11 protein-coding genes, 6 rRNA genes and 2 pseudogenes are annotated in these 20,324 nt (G+C 44.1%); 15 read left to right on the top strand and 4 right to left on the bottom strand.

The window, feature by feature from the left end; genetic code table 11:
• The first annotated feature begins 120 nt into the window (after positions 1 to 120).
• The 3 genes from ACWPWY_RS19115 (at position 121) to rrf (ACWPWY_RS19105) (ending at position 5,046) form a co-directional block, all read left to right on the top strand.
• Positions 121 to 1,666, top strand: a 16S ribosomal RNA gene (locus ACWPWY_RS19115).
• Positions 1,667 to 2,011: 345 nt separating this feature from the next.
• Positions 2,012 to 4,796, top strand: a 23S ribosomal RNA gene (locus tag ACWPWY_RS19110).
• Between the two features lie 133 nt (positions 4,797 to 4,929).
• Positions 4,930 to 5,046 (top strand): 5S ribosomal RNA (gene rrf, locus ACWPWY_RS19105).
• The 16S, 23S and 5S rRNA genes sit together here, the layout of an rRNA operon.
• A gap of 941 nt (positions 5,047 to 5,987) precedes the next feature.
• Here the strand turns inward: rrf (ACWPWY_RS19105) and ACWPWY_RS19100 are convergent.
• A complete protein-coding gene (locus ACWPWY_RS19100) occupies positions 5,988 to 6,491 on the bottom strand; it encodes a TetR/AcrR family transcriptional regulator (protein WP_454193219.1) in 504 nt (167 codons plus the stop codon).
• A gap of 499 nt (positions 6,492 to 6,990) precedes the next feature.
• On the opposite strand from ACWPWY_RS19100, the pseudogene ACWPWY_RS19095 reads away from it, so the two are divergent.
• The 3 genes and pseudogenes from ACWPWY_RS19095 to ACWPWY_RS19085 all read left to right on the top strand — a co-directional run.
• Positions 6,991 to 7,133, top strand: a pseudogene (locus ACWPWY_RS19095) (IS256 family transposase); the annotation flags it as partial.
• Between the two features lie 140 nt (positions 7,134 to 7,273).
• A complete protein-coding gene (locus tag ACWPWY_RS19090; protein ID WP_454193218.1) occupies positions 7,274 to 8,008 on the top strand; it encodes a hypothetical protein in 735 nt (244 codons plus the stop codon).
• Positions 8,005 to 8,490, top strand: coding sequence for an alpha/beta hydrolase (locus tag ACWPWY_RS19085; RefSeq protein ID WP_454193217.1), 486 nt, complete (start codon positions 8,005 to 8,007; stop codon positions 8,488 to 8,490). Before ACWPWY_RS19090 ends, ACWPWY_RS19085 begins: the two co-directional genes overlap by 4 nt.
• 311 nt (positions 8,491 to 8,801) lie before the next feature.
• Here the strand turns inward: ACWPWY_RS19085 and ACWPWY_RS19080 are convergent, their stop codons facing one another.
• Together ACWPWY_RS19080 and ACWPWY_RS19075 are read right to left on the bottom strand one after the other, a co-directional pair.
• On the bottom strand, positions 8,802 to 8,987 hold the full coding sequence (locus ACWPWY_RS19080; protein WP_454193216.1) for a hypothetical protein: 186 nt from the start codon (positions 8,985 to 8,987) through the stop codon (positions 8,802 to 8,804).
• Positions 8,988 to 9,038: 51 nt separating this feature from the next.
• Positions 9,039 to 9,137, bottom strand: a pseudogene (locus ACWPWY_RS19075) (excalibur calcium-binding domain-containing protein); the annotation flags it as partial.
• Positions 9,138 to 10,053: 916 nt separating this feature from the next.
• Between ACWPWY_RS19075 and ACWPWY_RS19070 the strand changes: the two are divergent.
• The 4 genes from ACWPWY_RS19070 (at position 10,054) to ACWPWY_RS19055 (ending at position 15,735) form a co-directional block, all read left to right on the top strand.
• Positions 10,054 to 11,605 (top strand): 16S ribosomal RNA (locus tag ACWPWY_RS19070).
• A 347-nt stretch (positions 11,606 to 11,952) separates the two neighbouring features.
• Positions 11,953 to 14,886, top strand: a 23S ribosomal RNA gene (locus ACWPWY_RS19065).
• Positions 14,887 to 15,018: 132 nt separating this feature from the next.
• Positions 15,019 to 15,134, top strand: a 5S ribosomal RNA gene (rrf, locus tag ACWPWY_RS19060).
• A gap of 220 nt (positions 15,135 to 15,354) precedes the next feature.
• A complete protein-coding gene (locus ACWPWY_RS19055) occupies positions 15,355 to 15,735 on the top strand; it encodes a hypothetical protein (protein WP_454193215.1) in 381 nt (126 codons plus the stop codon).
• Between the two features lie 107 nt (positions 15,736 to 15,842).
• Here ACWPWY_RS19055 and ACWPWY_RS19050 read toward each other — a convergent pair whose 3' ends face one another.
• The gene (locus tag ACWPWY_RS19050) at positions 15,843 to 16,364 is read right to left on the bottom strand and encodes a hypothetical protein (RefSeq protein ID WP_454193214.1); all 522 of its coding nucleotides are present in this window, start codon (positions 16,362 to 16,364) and stop codon (positions 15,843 to 15,845) included.
• Between the two features lie 260 nt (positions 16,365 to 16,624).
• Between ACWPWY_RS19050 and ACWPWY_RS19045 the strand changes: the two genes are divergently transcribed.
• The 5 genes from ACWPWY_RS19045 (at position 16,625) to ACWPWY_RS19025 (ending at position 20,283) form a co-directional block, all read left to right on the top strand.
• A complete protein-coding gene (locus ACWPWY_RS19045; RefSeq protein WP_191804357.1) occupies positions 16,625 to 16,822 on the top strand; it encodes a sigma factor G inhibitor Gin in 198 nt (65 codons plus the stop codon).
• A gap of 186 nt (positions 16,823 to 17,008) precedes the next feature.
• Positions 17,009 to 18,523: an aminotransferase class I/II-fold pyridoxal phosphate-dependent enzyme gene (locus tag ACWPWY_RS19040; RefSeq protein WP_454193213.1), complete on the top strand. Its 1,515-nt coding sequence runs from the start codon at positions 17,009 to 17,011 to the stop codon at positions 18,521 to 18,523.
• Positions 18,524 to 18,674: 151 nt separating this feature from the next.
• A complete protein-coding gene (tmk, locus tag ACWPWY_RS19035; protein ID WP_454193212.1) occupies positions 18,675 to 19,310 on the top strand; it encodes a dTMP kinase in 636 nt (211 codons plus the stop codon).
• A 148-nt stretch (positions 19,311 to 19,458) separates the two neighbouring features.
• The gene (locus tag ACWPWY_RS19030) at positions 19,459 to 19,788 is read left to right on the top strand and encodes a cyclic-di-AMP receptor (RefSeq protein ID WP_160036695.1); all 330 of its coding nucleotides are present in this window, start codon (positions 19,459 to 19,461) and stop codon (positions 19,786 to 19,788) included.
• A 51-nt stretch (positions 19,789 to 19,839) separates the two neighbouring features.
• On the top strand, positions 19,840 to 20,283 hold the full coding sequence (locus ACWPWY_RS19025) for a YaaR family protein (protein ID WP_454193211.1): 444 nt from the start codon (positions 19,840 to 19,842) through the stop codon (positions 20,281 to 20,283).
• Positions 20,284 to 20,324 lie beyond the last annotated feature (41 nt).

Below are 20,324 nucleotides of genomic sequence, written 5' to 3'. Positions count from 1 at the left end.
TAAGTAAAACTCGTGAGTGAATTGATACAAATTCAATTTGTTGGTCATAACAAATTAAATAGAGAACTTTTAGTTCTCGTCAGCATTTTCTAAATGAGCATATCGCTCTTTTCAATAACTTTATTGGAGAGTTTGATCCTGGCTCAGGACGAACGCTGGCGGCGTGCCTAATACATGCAAGTCGAGCGGAGTCAATGAGAAGCTTGCTTCTCTGAGACTTAGCGGCGGACGGGTGAGTAACACGTAGGCAACCTGCCCATAAGACTGGGATAACTACCGGAAACGGTAGCTAATACCGGATAGGTTCTTCTCTCGCATGAGAGAAGAAAGAAAGACGGAGCAATCTGTCACTTATGGATGGGCCTGCGGCGCATTAGCTAGTTGGTGGGGTAAAGGCCTACCAAGGCGACGATGCGTAGCCGACCTGAGAGGGTGATCGGCCACACTGGGACTGAGACACGGCCCAGACTCCTACGGGAGGCGACAGTAGGGAATCTTCCGCAATGGACGAAAGTCTGACGGAGCAACGCCGCGTGAGTGATGAAGGTTTTCGGATCGTAAAGCTCTGTTGCCAGGGAAGAACGTCCTTGAGAGTAACTGCTCAAGGAGTGACGGTACCTGAGAAGAGCCCCGGCTAACTACGTGCCAGCGACCGCGGTAATACGTAGGGGGCAAGCGTTGTCCGGAATTATTGGGCGTAAAGCGCGCGCAGGCGGTTATTTAAGTTGGGTGTTTAATCCCGGGGCTCAACCTCGGGTCGCACCCAAAACTGGGTAACTTGAGTACAGAAGAGGAAAGTGGAATTCCACGTGTAGCGGTGAAATGCGTAGAGATGTGGAGGAACACCAGTGGCGAAGGCGACTTTCTGGGCTGTAACTGACGCTGAGGCGCGAAAGCGTGGGGAGCAAACAGGATTAGATACCCTGGTAGTCCACGCCGTAAACGATGAATGCTAGGTGTTAGGGGTTTCGATACCCTTGGTGCCGAAGTTAACACATTAAGCATTCCGCCTGGGGAGTACGGTCGCAAGACTGAAACTCAAAGGAATTGACGGGGACCCGCACAAGCAGTGGAGTATGTGGTTTAATTCGAAGCAACGCGAAGAACCTTACCAGGTCTTGACATCCCTCTGATCGGTCTAGAGATAGACCTTTCCTTCGGGACAGAGGAGACAGGTGGTGCATGGTTGTCGTCAGCTCGTGTCGTGAGATGTTGGGTTAAGTCCCGCAACGAGCGCAACCCTTGATCTTAGTTGCCAGCAGGTAAAGCTGGGCACTCTAAGGTGACTGCCGGTGACAAACCGGAGGAAGGTGGGGATGACGTCAAATCATCATGCCCCTTATGACCTGGGCTACACACGTACTACAATGGCCGGTACAACGGGCGACAAAGCCGCGAGGTGGAGCAAATCCTTAAAAGCCGGTCTCAGTTCGGATTGCAGGCGCAACTCGCCTGCATGAAGTCGGAATTGCTAGTAATCGCGGATCAGCATGCCGCGGTGAATACGTTCCCGGGTCTTGTACACACCGCCCGTCACACCACGAGAGTTTACAACACCCGAAGCCGGTGGGGTAACCGCAAGGAGCCAGCCGTCGAAGGTGGGGTAGATGATTGGGGTGAAGTCGTAACAAGCCGTATCGGAAGGTGCGGCTGGATCACCTCCTTTCTATGGAGAATCGTTTCCTGCGATGGAAACATTCAAATCGGAAGCTAAGCTTCCAAACACACTCACTCGTTGTTCAGTTTTGAGAGTTTAATCTCTCAAAATCAAGTCATGTAATTTTATCTACACGGTTTGTGTTGGACCAAAATTCCATGATCGCTGTTTCAGTGAAACAGCTTTGCTCATTGAAAACTAGATAACGAAACAATTTTGCGATTTTAGAAATATCCTTTAAGCTGAACTTGTGTTAAACAAGTGAAGATTAATAGATTGCATAGCGAAATTTTTGAATGATGAACGACTTTTGGCGAATGCCAACCGGAGTGAATCAGTCAAAAATGAGCATATGGTTAAGCTATTAAGAGCACACGGAGGATGCCTAGGCGCTAGGAGCCGATGAAGGACGTGGCGAACAACGATACTGCCTCGGGGAGCTGTACGCAAGCTTTGATCCGGGGATGTCCGAATGGAAACCCAGCTATCGTAATGGATAGTTATCTCTACCTGAATACATAGGGTAGTTGAAGGCAGACCAGGGGAACTGAAACATCTAAGTACCCTGAGGAAGAGAAAACAATAGTGATTCCGTCAGTAGCGGCGAGCGAACGCGGATTAGCCCAAACCAATCAGCTTGCTGGTTGGGGTTGTGGGACGTCTCACATGGAGTTACAAAGGAACCGATTAGTTGAAGAGGTCTGGAAAGGCCCGCCAGAGAAGGTAAAAGCCCTGTAGTCAAAAGTCTGTTCCCTCCGAGACGGATCCCGAGTAGTGCGAGGCACGTGAAACCTCGTATGAATCCGGCAGGACCATCTGCCAAGGCTAAATACTCCCTAGCGACCGATAGTGAAGCAGTACCGTGAGGGAAAGGTGAAAAGCACCCCGGAAGGGGAGTGAAATAGAACCTGAAACCGTGTGCTTACAAAAAGTCAGAGCCCGTTTTATGGGTGATGGCGTGCCTTTTGTAGAATGAACGGCGAGTTACGTTCCCGTGCAAGGTTAAGGTGAAAAGCCGTAGCCGCGCGACGAAAGCGAGTCTGAATAGGGCGACATAGTACGTGGACGTAGACCCGAAACCGTGTGATCTACCCCTGTCCAGGGTGAAGGTGCGGTAACACGCACTGGAGGCCCGAACCCACGCACGTTGAAAAGTGCGGGGATGAGGTGGGGGTAGCGGAGAAATTCCAATCGAACTCGGAGATAGCTGGTTCTCCCCGAAATAGCTTTAGGGCTAGCCTCGGAACAAGTAAGTCGTGGAGGTAGAGCACTGATTGGGTGCGGGGCCCGCAAGGGTTACCAAGCTCAGTCAAACTCCGAATGCCATAGAGACCACCATTTAAAGAGTGCGTAATAGCTCACTGGTCGAGTGACTCTGCGCCGAAAATGTAACGGGGCTAAACACACCACCGAAGCTATGGCTTGATACGAATGTATCAGGGGTAGGGGAGCGTTGTATACCGGGTTGAAGGTAGACCGGAAGGACTGCTGGACTGTATACAAGTGAGAATGCCGGTATGAGTAACGAAAAGATCAGTGAGAATCTGATCCGCCGAAAACCTAAGGGTTCCTGAGGAAGGCTCGTCCGCTCAGGGTAAGTCGGGACCTAAGGCGAGGCCGAAAGGCGTAGTCGAAGGACAACAGGTCGAAATTCCTGTACCACCGTAAATCGTTACGAGCGATGGGGGGACGCAGTAGGGTAGTGACGCAGACTGATGGATGTCTGTCCAAGCAGTGAGGCTGATGTGTAGGCAAATCCGCACATCATTAAGGCTGGGCTGTGATGGGGAGTGAAAATTACAGTAGCGAAGGTCATGATCTCAGACTGCAAGAAAAGCCTCTAGCCAGATGAAGGTGCCCGTACCGTAAACCGACACAGGTAGGTGAGAAGAGAATTCTAAGGCGCGCGGAAGAACTCTCGTTAAGGAACTCGGCAAAATGACCCCGTAACTTCGGGAGAAGGGGTACCCCGGTAGTGTGAATAGCACGAGGGGGTCGCAGTGAAAAGGCCCAAGCGACTGTTTAGCAAAAACACAGGTCTGTGCGAAGCCGCAAGGCGAAGTATACGGGCTGACGCCTGCCCGGTGCTGGAAGGTTAAGGGGAGTGGTTAGGAGTAATCCGAAGCTATGAACCGAAGCCCCAGTAAACGGCGGCCGTAACTATAACGGTCCTAAGGTAGCGAAATTCCTTGTCAGGTAAATTCTGACCCGCACGAATGGCGTAACGACTTGGGCGCTGTCTCAACGAGAGATCCGGTGAAATTTTAATACCTGTGAAGATGCAGGTTACCCGCGACAAGACGGAAAGACCCCATGGAGCTTTACTGCGACTTGATATTGGATTTGGGTACGATCTGTACAGGATAGGTGGGAGCCTAAGAAGCATGAGCGCCAGCTTGTGTGGAGGCAACGTTGGGATACCACCCTGATCGTATCTAGGTTCTAACTTGGTACCGTGATCCGGTGCGAGGACAGTGTCAGGTGGGCAGTTTGACTGGGGCGGTCGCCTCCTAAAGAGTAACGGAGGCGCCCAAAGGTTCCCTCAGAATGGTTGGAAATCATTCGCAGAGTGTAAAGGCACAAGGGAGCTTGACTGCGAGACCTACAAGTCGAGCAGGGACGAAAGTCGGGCTTAGTGATCCGGTGGTACCGCATGGAAGGGCCATCGCTCAACGGATAAAAGCTACCCTGGGGATAACAGGCTTATCTCCCCCAAGAGTCCACATCGACGGGGAGGTTTGGCACCTCGATGTCGGCTCATCGCATCCTGGGGCTGAAGTAGGTCCCAAGGGTTGGGCTGTTCGCCCATTAAAGCGGTACGCGAGCTGGGTTCAGAACGTCGTGAGACAGTTCGGTCCCTATCTGTCGTGGGCGTAGGAAATTTGAGAGGAGCTGTCCTTAGTACGAGAGGACCGGGATGGACATACCGCTGGTGTACCAGTTGTTCCGCCAGGAGCATCGCTGGGTAGCTATGTATGGAAGGGATAAGCGCTGAAAGCATCTAAGCGCGAAGCCCACCTCAAGATGAGATTTCCCAATTAGTAAGACCCCTTGAAGACGACGAGGTAGATAGGCTGGGGGTGGAAGTGCAAAGAATGCATGGAGCTGACCAGTACTAATCGGTCGAGGGCTTATCCTAAAAATAAAAATCGCAAAGATTGTTTCGTATCTAGTTTTCAGGGAGCAAAACCTTGAATACGCTATTGGTTTTATACACACGTTATAGTGATGTACCAAACCAACGCGGATCGCATTTGTTACACAAATGCTCGTTTGGTGGCGATAGCGGAGGGGTTCCACACGTACCCATCCCGAACACGACCGTTAAGCCCTCCAGCGCCGATGGTACTTGGACCGCAGGGTCCTGGGAGAGTAGGACGTCGCCAAGCAATAGAAAAAGACACTACCATTTGGTAGTGTCTTTTTGTTATGTCGTTTTTCATAGTTAAACACCAAATTTACTAAGGTGACATTTAGAATGCTTTTTAACACTGTAATGACTATAGCGTTCAACAAATGTTCCTTCTCTGATTATCTGATGATGAAGCAAAGCCACACGGAGCGGACATGATGCGGCCATGCCATCGCTGATTTCGCATCAAGGCGCCCTTGTACTTAGCTCTGTCCAGGCTGTAAAGCGAGGGACAGGAATGTTGAGCATCCCGGTTAGGCACTCTAGTTATCGGCAATTAACCCTTAGCGGTGTTTAACAGCTCTTAGGGGCCGATATTGCCGCCATACATAGAGTTGCTAGCATCAGCACTAGCGTCTTTTCTCTGTATAAACACCCATCTGTAACCCGATCGATTCCCTCCCTGCACAAGCTAAAATTTAGAAAAAGGTGCACCTATCGTTCAGGTGCACCCGAGTTTTAAAACTAATATATCTTGAATCGTATTAACACTCCTCCTATTATCCATTTTTACACCCACAAAACAAAAGAATTAAAGACTAGAGAGTATTGTTCAACTTTTAGACATGAAAACGAAGCACTTCGCTTATCTAAAATTTAAAGTTTTTGGGTATATTGACAAATTCAACCTCAATATACCCCTCATACTTAATGCGGCCCAACTAGAAACCCTTTATGAATATATCTCAAAACTTTATAACAATTACCTAAAACAAAGATATTGAAACTCAATTCTACAAAGTAAGAGGTATGAATCAATCGTCACTTGACTCATACCTCTTGCTCTCCTCAGCAAAAACAGATAACTATTTGGTTCGATAAACCGAATCAAATAAATTTATGTGTTTTTTTATATATTTAAAATCCCTAAATTATATTAGTCTTTGATTTTATTAATAGCCAACATAAGATCCTGCCCTATATTGGTAGGGTGAAGTCTTGAAATATGTGTATCAATTCTTCTGGACTTTCTTTCATTCTCGACGTAGCCCATTGATTAAATATCCCGAAATATAAACCTGTTGTCATGGAAAGTCTATATGCCTCTGACTTATTCTCCGTTTTTTTCTCGTGTGTAACATACATTAAGAATTGATAGAAGAGAAGAGACAGGTTTGATTTGTGTAGAAGTACTGCTGTTGGTTTTAGCACTTCGAATAAGGAAAAGGTGAGTTGCCAAACATCTGATTTCTTATTAACTTGTTGATATTTCCACCAATCATCCGCTAAATGTTGTAAGTGTTTCAAAATTACATCTTCTTTAGATGTGAAATTACGATAAAAAGAAGCTCTTCCAACACCAGCTTTATTTACAATGTCCGTTATTTTGATTTTAGAAAACTCTTTCTTCTTCATCAATTGAAAAAGTGCTTCTGTAATACATTCACGTACCAATTGACTAAGCTCTTGCATACTATTCATGCGATACATTTTTCTCCTTCTGTCTCAAGTATATTGCTTACTATAGCTTCTTATCGCTATTATAGCTTATGCGATAATTTGTAACCGATAATATAAAAAAGTATATAAACGAATATATTATGTCAACAGATTTGGTCCAATCGCTAGACACAAAACAGGTGTCACTGAATTTTTCCGCACCCATCTAGAACTGGATATGTCACTTGTTAGAAAAAGAGTTAACAACTTTTAGATTAAGAAAAGTATGACCGTGTGGTGTGAATTCAGGTAATTCTGCGCAGATCTATATCTTAGTTACCGCGAGATCGAAGGAGAGTTCAAACAGCAGAGTTATAGCGCCGTACAAGCGTTCCAATAATACGCTTGTATCGAATTCTTCACGTTCATATGTTGCAAAAGATCATAACGCTTAGAGAATGCTGAAATTCTTGAAAAAATGAAGTCAATAGAAGCCTTCATGAAGCGCACGCTATCAAAAAGCTATGGTTCGTCTATTTTGGAGGGTTTCAACATCCTGTGAAGAGATATGCCAAGTGCAAAAGAGCAATTCCGCATGAAGAAGCGCTTGAAAAATTCTTAGTGTCACAGTTTGAAAGTTATAACCAAAATTTCGCTACCTGTTGTCATATTGACTTTGTATAGGTACGGGCTGAACTGTAAGCCATGTTACACTCGGTATTCCACAAGATTTTGATAAGATTTTTTCTTTTACACAAAATTCTTGAAGCTACCGAATACGCTTTAAACAAATAAATATAGAAGATAAGATTAGGAGAAGATTTATGAAGAAATTTAATGTCAAAGGAATCAAAATGGGATTTGTAGCTATGGGGTCTATTTACTTAATAATAGGTATATTACAGCAATTTTTTGTTAATTACCTTTTTGAAACATCTATTATAGCAGTAGCCGCTTCTATATTCTTTACTTTACTAAACAAGGATAATAAGAGGTTGATAGCAACCTTTTTAACCATGGCGGTTTTGAACATATTAGGACTATTATTTAGCGACTACTTTACTTTACTATCATTTCTTGGCTTAACAGCATCGTTATTGGGGCTAGTATTAGTTATTTTAGGCTTAGTTGAATATTACAAAGAAAAAGGGAAAATAATCAAAAAAATTCTATTAACTCTATCTAGTTTTATACTTATTTTCTTAGGAAGTACTCTTAGTTTGACTACAGTTAGACCTGATATTACCATGGGCTGGCTAAAAACAGGTGTAACTAAATTAGAAAACAAAGGAATACCGGAACAGCAAGAAAGTATTTTAGATAACGGTACACTTTTACTTTCAGATGTTCAATATGATACAGAAGTGGAAAACGGTTTTCTAGATATTTATTACACTACAGAATCTACATCTGAAAAGAAGCCAACATTAATTTTTATTCATGGTGGAGGTTATATATGGGGTGATAAAGCTAGTGGTGACCCAAATGCTGGTAATTCTTCTTTTGACAATTCAACAACAGCAAACTTCTTAGCTCAAGGCTATAATGTTGTCAAATGAATTATGCATTATCCCTAGAATATCCGTTTCCAATTGCTATTAAACAATTAAATAGAGGTTTAGCTTATTTAGTTAACCATGGAGAGGAATATGACTTAGATATGACAAACATAGTTATCGGAGGAGGCTCAGCAGGAGGAAATTTGGCAGGTCTATTAGTTAATATTCAAACTAACCCGGAATATGCTGATGTTATAGATGAAAGTGCTGTAATTAATCCAGAATATATTAAAGCGACTATTTTTGAAGGTGCACTTTTTGATAATTCTAAATATGGTGTAACTGGCTCTGCTATAATAGATTGGTGTTTTACACACTTAGGTAGAATCTACTTAGAAACTAATGAACTTAAAACAGATAATAAAACTGTTACACCATCAAATGTAACAGATCATGTTACAGAAAATTTCCCACCAAGCTTTATTTCCGATGGGAACACAGGAACATTTGATAAGCAAGCTTTTGCTATAAATGAAAGTTAACTAACTTAGGCGTAGATACTAAGTTTAAATATTTTTCAAAAGAAGATGCAATTCTGTATCATGGATTTGAAGAATCAGGTTTAGAGCAATCTAAAGAAACATTTCAAAATATGTTTGACTTCTTAAGTAACTATGTTGAAAAGTAAAATTGAATAATTGCGATCAGTGTTATGATATAAGTGAACAAACAAAGGATGTCTAAATAGACATCCTTTGTTTGTTTAGGTAGCGTCATTAACAAATGATCTTCCATATCCACCTTTGCTACTTTTTCATTTTTTGAATAGGTTGATTCTATAAGTAGAAATATATTATTGATCAATCTTCCCAAACATCGTCCATAAGCTTCTTGATTTGCTTCTCTCTCTCGCTTTGTTTCCGTCAGATTTAGCTTCCATAACTCCCTCCACCAAAGTAACGAATTTCCCCACTTTGAAAGAAGCGTCAACGGTGGACTTAGAAACATCATGTATCTGTCCATCTATCTCAATTAACACTTAATCCCCTTCAAATCGATCAACGATTCCTTTTATTCAAAAACCTCCTATTTATTTCTCACACGATACACCGTCTTTATCCCTATGGAGTTTCGTACTATACCCTCGCTCACCTTCATTTAGTGATTTCCCTGCTTCTCTTACAGCGGTGCAAGTCTTATATTAGACATCCGTATTGGTTTCCGTTTTGTCTCAGTCTATTATAGGGAGATATATTCTAGGCAATAGAAGATACGATCGCACATCGAGGAACTGAGGAAGCTACACAACTTTACAAGATATTAGCTAAGAGGGAGTAGAGATCCAGTTACTACATTGTCGATCAACGGCCTAAACCATAGCTAAAAAATAGTGCTAGATTCTAAATCATAAGTCCAAATAAAACATGAGACCTATTACATGAAGTGAAAGTTGAATTAAAGCAGTAATAAGATTAGTATAATATTCCAAATCAGAAGTCTATAAATGTTGTCAAAGATATTAACTTATCTAATAGAATGATGTATCGTACTTGTGCATCTAAGTACGTAATTTAGTGTCGCCTTATGGGGGGGGCGTACGGAGCTTTCTTAATCACTATTTGTCTCTAAACACGTATAGAGTAGTAGTATTTTAAAACTAAAAAATTACATACTGTGCCTACAAAAAACTATATTAGAAAGGGCTAGATTATATAAAAGAGTAGAGAGATTCAAATTAAAATAATTAAATCTAATAATTTCAAAAAACACTTGCATAATATTTATCAGCATGGTATATTCTAATTCCGGCCAAGAAGTTAGCCAGTAAGCAACACACTGAATAACCTGCTTCGTAAAACGAAGTTGAAAAAACTTCGAAAAAAAGCTTGCAATTCTGAACCGGACATGATATGATATAAAAGTTGTTGACAGCGAAAGTTGTTAACGAGATTGATCTTTGAAAACTGAACAACGAGGAGTTTTACGTAAGTGAAACTCGTGAGTGAATTGATACAAAATTCAATTTGTTGGTCATAACAATGAATAGAGAACTTTTAGTTCTCGTCAGCATTTTCTAAATGAGCATATCGCTCTTTTCAATAACTTTATTGGAGAGTTTGATCCTGGCTCAGGACGAACGCTGGCGGCGTGCCTAATACATGCAAGTCGAGCGGAGTTAATGAGAAGCTTGCTTCTCTGAGACTTAGCGGCGGACGGGTGAGTAACACGTAGGCAACCTGCCCATAAGACTGGGATAACTACCGGAAACGGTAGCTAATACCGGATAGGTTCTTCTCTCGCATGAGAGAAGAAAGAAAGACGGAGCAATCTGTCACTTATGGATGGGCCTGCGGCGCATTAGCTAGTTGGTGGGGTAAAGGCCTACCAAGGCGACGATGCGTAGCCGACCTGAGAGGGTGATCGGCCACACTGGGACTGAGACACGGCCCAGACTCCTACGGGAGGCGCGAGTAGGGAATCTTCCGCAATGGACGAAAGTCTGACGGAGCAACGCCGCGTGAGTGATGAAGGTTTTCGGATCGTAAAGCTCTGTTGCCAGGGAAGAACGTCCTTGAGAGTAACTGCTCAAGGAGTGACGGTACCTGAGAAGAAAGCCCCGGCTAACTACGTGCCAGCAACCGCGGTAATACGTAGGGGGCAAGCGTTGTCCGGAATTATTGGGCGTAAAGCGCGCGCAGGCGGTTATTTAAGTTGGGTGTTTAATCCCGGGGCTCAACCTCGGGTCGCACCCAAAACTGGGTAACTTGAGTACAGAAGAGGAAAGTGGAATTCCACGTGTAGCGGTGAAATGCGTAGAGATGTGGAGGAACACCAGTGGCGAAGGCTTTCTGGGCTGTAACTGACGCTGAGGCGCGAAAGCGTGGGGAGCAAACAGGATTAGATACCCTGGTAGTCCACGCCGTAAACGATGAATGCTAGGTGTTAGGGGTTTCGATACCCTTGGTGCCGAAGTTAACACATTAAGCATTCCGCCTGGGGAGTACGGTCGCAAGACTGAAACTCAAAGGAATTGACGGGGACCCGCACAAGCAGTGGAGTATGTGGTTTAATTCGAAGCAACGCGAAGAACCTTACCAGGTCTTGACATCCCTCTGACCGGTCTAGAGATAGATCTTTCCTTCGGGACAGAGGAGACAGGTGGTGCATGGTTGTCGTCAGCTCGTGTCGTGAGATGTTGGGTTAAGTCCCGCAACGAGCGCAACCCTTGATCTTAGTTGCCAGCAGGTAAAGCTGGGCACTCTAAGGTGACTGCCGGTGACAAACCGGAGGAAGGTGGGGATGACGTCAAATCATCATGCCCCTTATGACCTGGGCTACACACGTACTACAATGGCCGGTACAACGGGCAAACAAAGCCGCGAGGTGGAGCAAATCCTTAAAAGCCGGTCTCAGTTCGGATTGCAGGGCCGCAACTCGCCTGCATGAAGTCGGAATTGCTAGTAATCGCGGATCAGCATGCCGCGGTGAATACGTTCCCGGGTCTTGTACACACCGCCCGTCACACCACGAGAGTTTACAACACCCGAAGCCGGTGGGGTAACCGCAAGGAGCCAGCCGTCGAAGGTGGGGTAGATGATTGGGGTGAAGTCGTAACAAGGTAGCCGTATCGGAAGGTGCGGCTGGATCACCTCCTTTCTATGGAGAATCGTTTCCTGCAATGGAAACATTCAAATCGGAAGCTAAGCTTCCAAACACACTCACTCGTTGTTCAGTTTTGAGAGTTTAATCTCTCAAAACGTGGTCATAAAATTTCATCCGCACTTTTCGTGATGGACCGATAATTTTATGTTCGCAATAAATTTGCTCATTGAAAACTAGATAACGAAACAATTTTGCGATTTTAGAAATATCCTTTAAGCTGAACTTGTGTTAAACAAGTGAAGATTAATAGATTGCTGAGTGAGGTTTTTGGATCGTGAGCGACTTTTGGCTTTGCGCAAGCAAAACAAGGGGAGCGAAGGAGACAAAATACCGAACAATATGGTTAAGCTATTAAGAGCACACGGAGGATGCCTAGGCGCTAGGAGCCGATGAAGGACGTGGCGAACAACGATACTGCCTCGGGGAGCTGTACGCAAGCTTTGATCCGGGGATGTCCGAATGGGGAAACCCAACTATCGTAATGGATAGTTATCTCTACCTGAACACATAGGGTAGTTGAAGGCATACCAGGGGAACTGAAACATCTAAGTACCCTGAGGAAGAGAAAACAATAGTGATTCCGTCAGTAGCGGCGAGCGAACGCGGATTAGCCCAAACCAATCAGCTTGCTGGTTGGGGTTGTGGGACGTCTCACATGGAGTTACAAAGGAACCGATTAGTTGAAGAGGTCTGGAAAGGCCCGCCAGAGAAGGTAAAAGCCCTGTAGTCAAAAGTCTGTTCCCTCCGAGACGGATCCCGAGTAGTGCGAGGCACGTGAAACCTCGTATGAATCCGGCAGGACCATCTGCCAAGGCTAAATACTCCCTAGCGACCGATAGTGAAGCAGTACCGTGAGGGAAAGGTGAAAAGCACCCCGGAAGGGGAGTGAAATAGAACCTGAAACCGTGTGCTTACAAAAAGTCAGAGCCCGTTTTATGGGTGATGGCGTGCCTTTTGTAGAATGAACCGGCGAGTTACGTTCCCGTGCAAGGTTAAGGTGAAAAGCCGTAGCCGCGCCGAAAGCGAGTCTGAATAGGGCGACATAGTACGTGGACGTAGACCCGAAACCGTGTGATCTACCCCTGTCCAGGGTGAAGGTGCGGTAACACGCACTGGAGGCCCGAACCCACGCACGTTGAAAAGTGCGGGGATGAGGTGGGGGTAGCGGAGAAATTCCAATCGAACTCGGAGATAGCTGGTTCTCCCCGAAATAGCTTTAGGGCTAGCCTCGGAACAAGTAAGTCGTGGAGGTAGAGCACTGATTGGGTGCGGGGCCCGCAAGGGTTACCAAGCTCAGTCAAACTCCGAATGCCATAGACTTGTATTCCGGGAGTCAGACAGTGAGTGCTAAGATCCATTGTCAAGAGGGAAACAGCCCAGACCATCAGCTAAGGTCCCCAAGTGTGTGTTAAGTGGGAAAGGATGTGGAGTTGCACAGACAACCAGGATGTTGGCTTAGAAGCGACCACCATTTAAAGAGTGCGTAATAGCTCACTGGTCGAGTGACTCTGCGCCGAAAATGTAACGGGGCTAAACACACCACCGAAGCTATGGCTTGATACTATGTATCAGGGGTAGGGGAGCGTTGTATGCCGGGTTGAAGGTAGACCGGAAGGACTGCTGGACTGCATACAAGTGAGAATGCCGGTATGAGTAACGAAAAGATCAGTGAGAATCTGATCCGCCGAAAACCTAAGGGTTCCTGAGGAAGGCTCGTCCGCTCAGGGTAAGTCGGGACCTAAGGCGAGGCCGAAAGGCGTAGTCGAAGGACAACAGGTCGAAATTCCTGTACCACCGTAAATCGTTACGAGCGATGGGGGGACGCAGTAGGGTAGTGACGCAGACTGATGGATGTCTGTCCAAGCAGTGAGGCTGATGTGTAGGCAAATCCGCACATCATTAAGGCTGGGCTGTGATGGGGAGTGAAAATTACAGTAGCGAAGGTCATGATCTCAGACTGCCAAGAAAAGCCTCTAGCCAGATGAAGGTGCCCGTACCGTAAACCGACACAGGTAGGTGAGAAGAGAATTCTAAGGCGCGCGGAAGAACTCTCGTTAAGGAACTCGGCAAAATGACCCCGTAACTTCGGGAGAAGGGGTACCCCGGTAGTGTGAATAGCACGAGGGGGTCGCAGTGAAAAGGCCCAAGCGACTGTTTAGCAAAAACACAGGTCTGTGCGAAGCCGCAAGGCGAAGTATACGGGCTGACGCCTGCCCGGTGCTGGAAGGTTAAGGGGAGTGGTTAGGAGTAATCCGAAGCTATGAACCGAAGCCCCAGTAAACGGCGGCCGTAACTATAACGGTCCTAAGGTAGCGAAATTCCTTGTCAGGTAAATTCTGACCCGCACGAATGGCGTAACGACTTGGGCGCTGTCTCAACGAGAGATCCGGTGAAATTTTAATACCTGTGAAGATGCAGGTTACCCGCGACAAGACGGAAAGACCCCATGGAGCTTTACTGCGACTTGATATTGGATTTGGGTACGATCTGTACAGGATAGGTGGGAGCCTAAGAAGCATGAGCGCCAGCTTGTGTGGAGGCAACGTTGGGATACCACCCTGATCGTATCTAGGTTCTAACTTGGTACCGTGATCCGGTGCGAGGACAGTGTCAGGTGGGCAGTTTGACTGGGGCGGTCGCCTCCTAAAGAGTAACGGAGGCGCCCAAAGGTTCCCTCAGAATGGTTGGAAATCATTCGCAGAGTGTAAAGGCACAAGGGAGCTTGACTGCGAGACCTACAAGTCGAGCAGGGACGAAAGTCGGGCTTAGTGATCCGGTGGTACCGCATGGAAGGGCCATCGCTCAACGGATAAAAGCTACCCTGGGGATAACAGGCTTATCTCCCCCAAGAGTCCACATCGACGGGGAGGTTTGGCACCTCGATGTCGGCTCATCGCATCCTGGGGCTGAAGTAGGTCCCAAGGGTTGGGCTGTTCGCCCATTAAAGCGGTACGCGAGCTGGGTTCAGAACGTCGTGAGACAGTTCGGTCCCTATCTGTCGTGGGCGTAGGAAATTTGAGAGGAGCTGTCCTTAGTACGAGAGGACCGGGATGGACATACCGCTGGTGTACCAGTTGTTCCGCCAGGAGCATCGCTGGGTAGCTATGTATGGAAGGGATAAGCGCTGAAAGCATCTAAGCGCGAAGCCCACCTCAAGATGAGATTTCCCAATTAGTAAGACCCCTTGAAGACGACGAGGTAGATAGGCTGGGGGTGGAAGTGCGGCAAAGAATGCATGGAGCTGACCAGTACTAATCGGTCGAGGGCTTATCCTAAAAAGTAAATCGCAAAGATTGTTTCGTATCTAGTTTTCAGGAGGAAAACCTTGAATACGCTATTGGTTTTATACACACGTTATAGTGATGTACCAAAACCAATGCGGATCGCATTTGTTTCACAAATGCTCGTTTGGTGGCGATAGCGGAGGGGTTCCACACGTACCCATCCGAACACGACCGTTAAGCCCTCCAGCGCCGATGGTACTTGGACCGCAGGGTCCTGGGAGAGTAGGACGTCGCCAAGCAAAGAACCACTGTCGATCAATCGATGGTGGTTTTTATTTTTTAAAAGACTGTATTGAAAGAAGGTAGTAACATTTTTGTTACGGAATTACCCTTTTAAAAAGTTATAATAGCTACGGGTTATAAAATAAAAGGGGTGGTATCATTTTCGCAACAAAGGGAGAATATCGGCTGCGATACAAAAAACTTTGTCTCTACTGTCTGCTGTGCCTGAGTTTGTTGATGACAATGGGATGCAGCCAGAAAACTTCTTGGGAGTCATATGAGGAAGCAGCTAATGTTAAAAGTTTTCCTGTCCCAGAAGAAGCTAATCGAATGGATCGTGCAACAACTAATCCGGAAATGGATTACATACAATATTCGCTGCCAGGCGTGAGTAAAAACGATCAATTACCGGATGAATATATAAATGAAATTATAGAGTGGGGTTGGACTGAGGACGTAGCTAGTGAACAATCTAACACCTCCGAGCCAGCACCCCGTATTTTTGTAAAAGATACAACCAGAGTGCATCTATCTTTGCATAATGGTTATTTAACGGTTCTTGTGCCTACACAAGATGCATCACTAATTAAACCCAAAATTGTAGATACAAATAATTAAGACCTTTCCTAAGCGAAAGGTCCTTTTTTATTCTTTTTATTTATTATGTATCTATCAGGCAGTGATTGTTACTTTAATAGGGTATATGTTTTGTTACCGCGAAGCCCTTACTGTATGTAGTATGAGATATCTTGATTTGTTATTTTAATAAGACCGTCTTTTCTTTCACGGATTAACCAGGTTATGCAGTAGAGCCTCGGGAGTAGCAACCAGAAGTGCCAGAATAATAAGTTAATGGAAAAAGCAATTGGGGCAGCTATGACAAAGATGAAGATGAGGATCAGGCTGATCCAAGTAATATGTAGGTGTATTTTTGAAAAAAAACGATAATTCACATATTGTTCTGGGATCATTCCCATCCAAGGCAGCTTCCATGCGAACCTCCACTTTTGTAGGTATCTTTTACTAAGAAGAAGAACAGACCGGGATATAACGTAATGAGTCCAAACGATCGTAATGAATGATAATACATAGCAAAGTACTCCGAACCATGTGAAGAAGAGAAGACTAATGAATAGCATAATGATGGCCAAGCTAGCATAACTCCAGATGACTGGGCGTAGTATATAGCTTTTGCGTAGAAGACGATAGTGATAGTATGTAGCTTCTTCTCCGATGACTTCGGACATTCTATTAAATCCTCCCTTACCTATGAACTGATTGACTAATTTTTATATTCTAGAGAATTGATGAAACCTCTTTCATATATTGTATATCGGACAATGATATGGATAAATTTAAATGTTGTAAAGAAATAGGTACAGACACCCATTCTATATAGGATGAATAGCATAAACTATGATAAAGAAATGGTGTTTGACTATGAAAAGGTTTAAAATAGTAGAAACTGTACCATACTAATAGGAAAAGAAACAAAGGTGGGATAGTTATGGATGCACAGCAAATTCAGCCTAAGCACAAATGTATTGTCTGTGAGCAGTCTAAAGAAGAAGGTATTTTTATTGTTTCTGAATTTATTTGTACAGATTGTGAGACCGAAATCGTGCATACGGACGCTCAAGATGCCAAATATCCTTTTTTTATTCATCAATTAAAGCAAATTTGGTTACAACAAAATAATGCATAATATATAATGCTCTTTTCCTTCAACTTTAGTAAAGGCCTGAGAAGGCCTTTTTTATTTATTTTTTTGGTTATGTATTATCTATTTCATATTTCACTTATTAACTTTTTCATCTGAGACCGATGCTATTTTAATTTGAATACAATACAATATAGTTGTATCTATAAAAAGATCGGAAGGATTAATGAAATGGACAATCATCAATTAAATAAAGATAAAGCACCCTTATATGAGGCTTTGATTCAATATAAAAATTCAAAAAAACATACATACCATGTACCTGGTCATAAAAATGGGCAGGTTTATTCAAATCTTGCACAGGACATATTGCTCCAAGAAGTAATGAAAATAGATGCTACGGAGATTACAGGTCTAGATGATCTGCATCATCCGGAATCTGTTATTGAGGAAGCACAACAGTTAGCAGCGGATTGTTTTGGCGCAGAGGAAAGCTTCTTTCTTGTAGGAGGAAGCACTTCAGGTAATATAGCTCTACTTCTTACGGTATGCACTGAACCAGGAGATCTTATACTTGTGCAGCGTAATGTTCATAAGTCCGTAATTCATGGTCTCATGCTCGCTGGTGCACACGCTGTGTTTCTAGCTCCTGAAGTAGATCCATTAAGTGGACTTGCTACGGCTCCAGTACAATCAACGATAGAGGAAGCATTGCAGGCTTATCCGAATGCAAAAGGCGTATTTATTACCATGCCTAATTATTATGGGATGGGGTTTGATCTATCTAATATTGCAGCAACTTGCCATAAGTCCGGTATACCGCTTCTCGTGGACGAAGCACATGGTGCACATTATGGACAACATCCTGTGCTGCCTGGGACTGCCTTAACCGCAGGAGCCGATGGAGTGGTGCAATCCACTCATAAGATGCTGTCAGCCATGACAATGGGTGCTATGCTTCATGTACAGGGAAACCTGCTGGATCGTGAGCTGTTGAAGCAGCGTTTATCTATGATTCAGAGTTCGAGTCCATCGTATCCCATTATGGCCTCTCTTGATCTTGCGCGTTTACATCTGCACCAGCATGGTGCGAAAGCCTTCTCTACTGGTCTAGCAGCTGTAAGCATGGTGAGAAGAGGAATTGAAGACATACCGCGTTTTAGCTTATTGGATCCTTTAGGAGATAGCGAAGCATATACGGTTCAAGATCCTTTTAAACTCGTCATATATGATAAAGAGAAGCTGTTAAAAGGATATGATTTGCAGGATAAGTTGGAAGAACAGGGCTGTGTGCCTGAAATGAGTGACGATACTTACGTTGTACTTCTCTTTAGTCTAGGTTCCTCGGAGGAGGATGCAAGGCACCTTTTGAAGGCCTTAGTGCATATATCATTAGAAGAGGGCCCTAACCAAATAAAACGACATCATAAACTAGAAAATACAGCTCCACATCATGTTTCCACGTGGAACATTTTGCATTCTTCTGTATATTCTTGTCCTGTTCCTTTTCATTTAGGTAAAATAAAGAAAGAACGGAAAGAAAAAATTAGTATTACAAAGGCATCTAACCGAATTAGTGCCGAGATGGTTATTCCCTATCCTCCCGGTATTCCTATATTGTATCCTGGAGAAGAAATTAGTGAGAATATGAAAAATCATCTGATACAACTGAGGGATTCGGGAGCAAAAATTCAGGGCACTGCAGATCCAAGCTTAGAAACCATCACGGTTATGGTGGAAGATTAATTTTCTAACGGTATACTAGTCCAAATCGCCATTTGTAAATGATCGTATGGACATAACCTATTCGTATTGTTATTATGAATGGTTCTCAACCATCTATGAACTAAAAATCACGTATTTTTTGATAAAAAATAAAGCCTAGGGGAGAGAAACATTGTCTAAAGGAATATTTATAACGCTTGAGGGTGGCGAAGGATCAGGTAAAACTACAATGATTGTACGTCTATCTAATTATTTAGAAGAAAGAAACATCCCATATCTAGTAACTCGGGAGCCAGGAGGTATTGAAATAGCCGAAAAAATCAGGTCTATTATTTTAGATCCTGAACATACGGCTATGGATGCGAGAACAGAAGCTCTTCTATATGCAGCAGCACGCAGACAACATCTTGTCGAAAAAGTAATTCCAGCACTTGAAGAAGGGCTTATTGTATTATGTGATCGGTTTGTCGATAGTAGTCTGGCATACCAGGGATACGCAAGAGGAATTGGGGTAGAGGAGATCCGTTCCATTAATCTTTTTGCGACGGAAGAGATTACTCCGAATGTTACAATTTACTTTGATGTTGATCCAGAGATTGGATTTGCACGCATAGCAGCTAACCAAGAAAGAGAAGTTAATCGTTTGGATTTGGAAAACCGTTTATTTCACGATAAGGTGAGAGCAGGTTATCTGAAATTAGTAGAGAATGAGCCGGAGCGAATAAAAATGATCGATGCTTCGTTGTCACCTGATGAAGTATTTTGTAGTTTAATTGCAAACCTTGATTGCGTATTAAAGGATATTTAGGGGTATATGTCTAATAAAGACTTTAAACAGAGTAAGTTTGGTCTCTGGCGGTAAGGAAAGCTGTTCAAGCTAGTGGAGTAATAGGTTAGTTATGAAATAACAAATTACATTTTAGGTATTATTTATTTCTACTTAGGAGGCGTTTCCGATGAAACTTATCGTAGCCATTATTCAAGATAAAGATAGTAACCGTCTTTCCAGTGGTCTAGTAAAAGCTAACTTTCGCGCAACGAAACTTGCCAGTACAGGTGGGTTTCTAAAAGCGGGAAATACAACATTTATGATCGGGGTAGACGATGGTCAGGTGGAAGCCGTGATGAATGTAATTCGCAGCAGCTGTAAAGTAAGAGAACAACTCGTGACTCCTGTGACCCCTATGAGTGGAACAACGGATTCATACTTACCTCTTCCTGTGGAAGTGCAAGTGGGCGGAGCTACCGTATTTGTGTTACCAGTTGATCGTTTTGAACATTTCTAATAAGAGAAATAAATACCCTAAGTTTGTTTTAAGATGAAAGCAGGGATACGTGTGAAAATCAACCCAGGATTTCGGCCGCTGCAGAATGGAATAAGCTCATCTGAATCAGGTGCGAAACCTGTACAGAATAAGGAATTTACCGGCATGATGCAGCAACAGGGAGAGAGAGCATCGAATGAGGAGCTAACTCGCCGGTTGAACGAAATTCAACTTCAGGGGGACCGGCTTGCACGTTCCATGACGATTCGTGAGTTAAAAGCGTATAAGCAACTCGTTAAACGATTTCTAGAGGATACGGTAAGGCAAGGCGTAAGCATGAAAGAATCTAGAGGTTGGGATCGTAGAGGACGCGGGAAGCGTTATCTACTTCTAGATGAGGTAGATGAGGTTTTGCTCAAAATGGCTGAAGAGATGCTTCAAACAGAGCAAGGGAAGATGGAACTCCTTCAAAAAATTGGCGAGATTCGCGGAATGCTTATTAATCTCAGCTTTTAGATAAACTTAGCGAAAGACAAGTGCACTCTAACTTGTCTTTT

Source organism: Paenibacillus sp. Marseille-Q7038 (assembly GCF_965111595.1).
The sequence above is the reverse complement of the archived record's forward strand: the minus strand, read 5'-3'. Positions and strand labels throughout refer to the sequence as shown.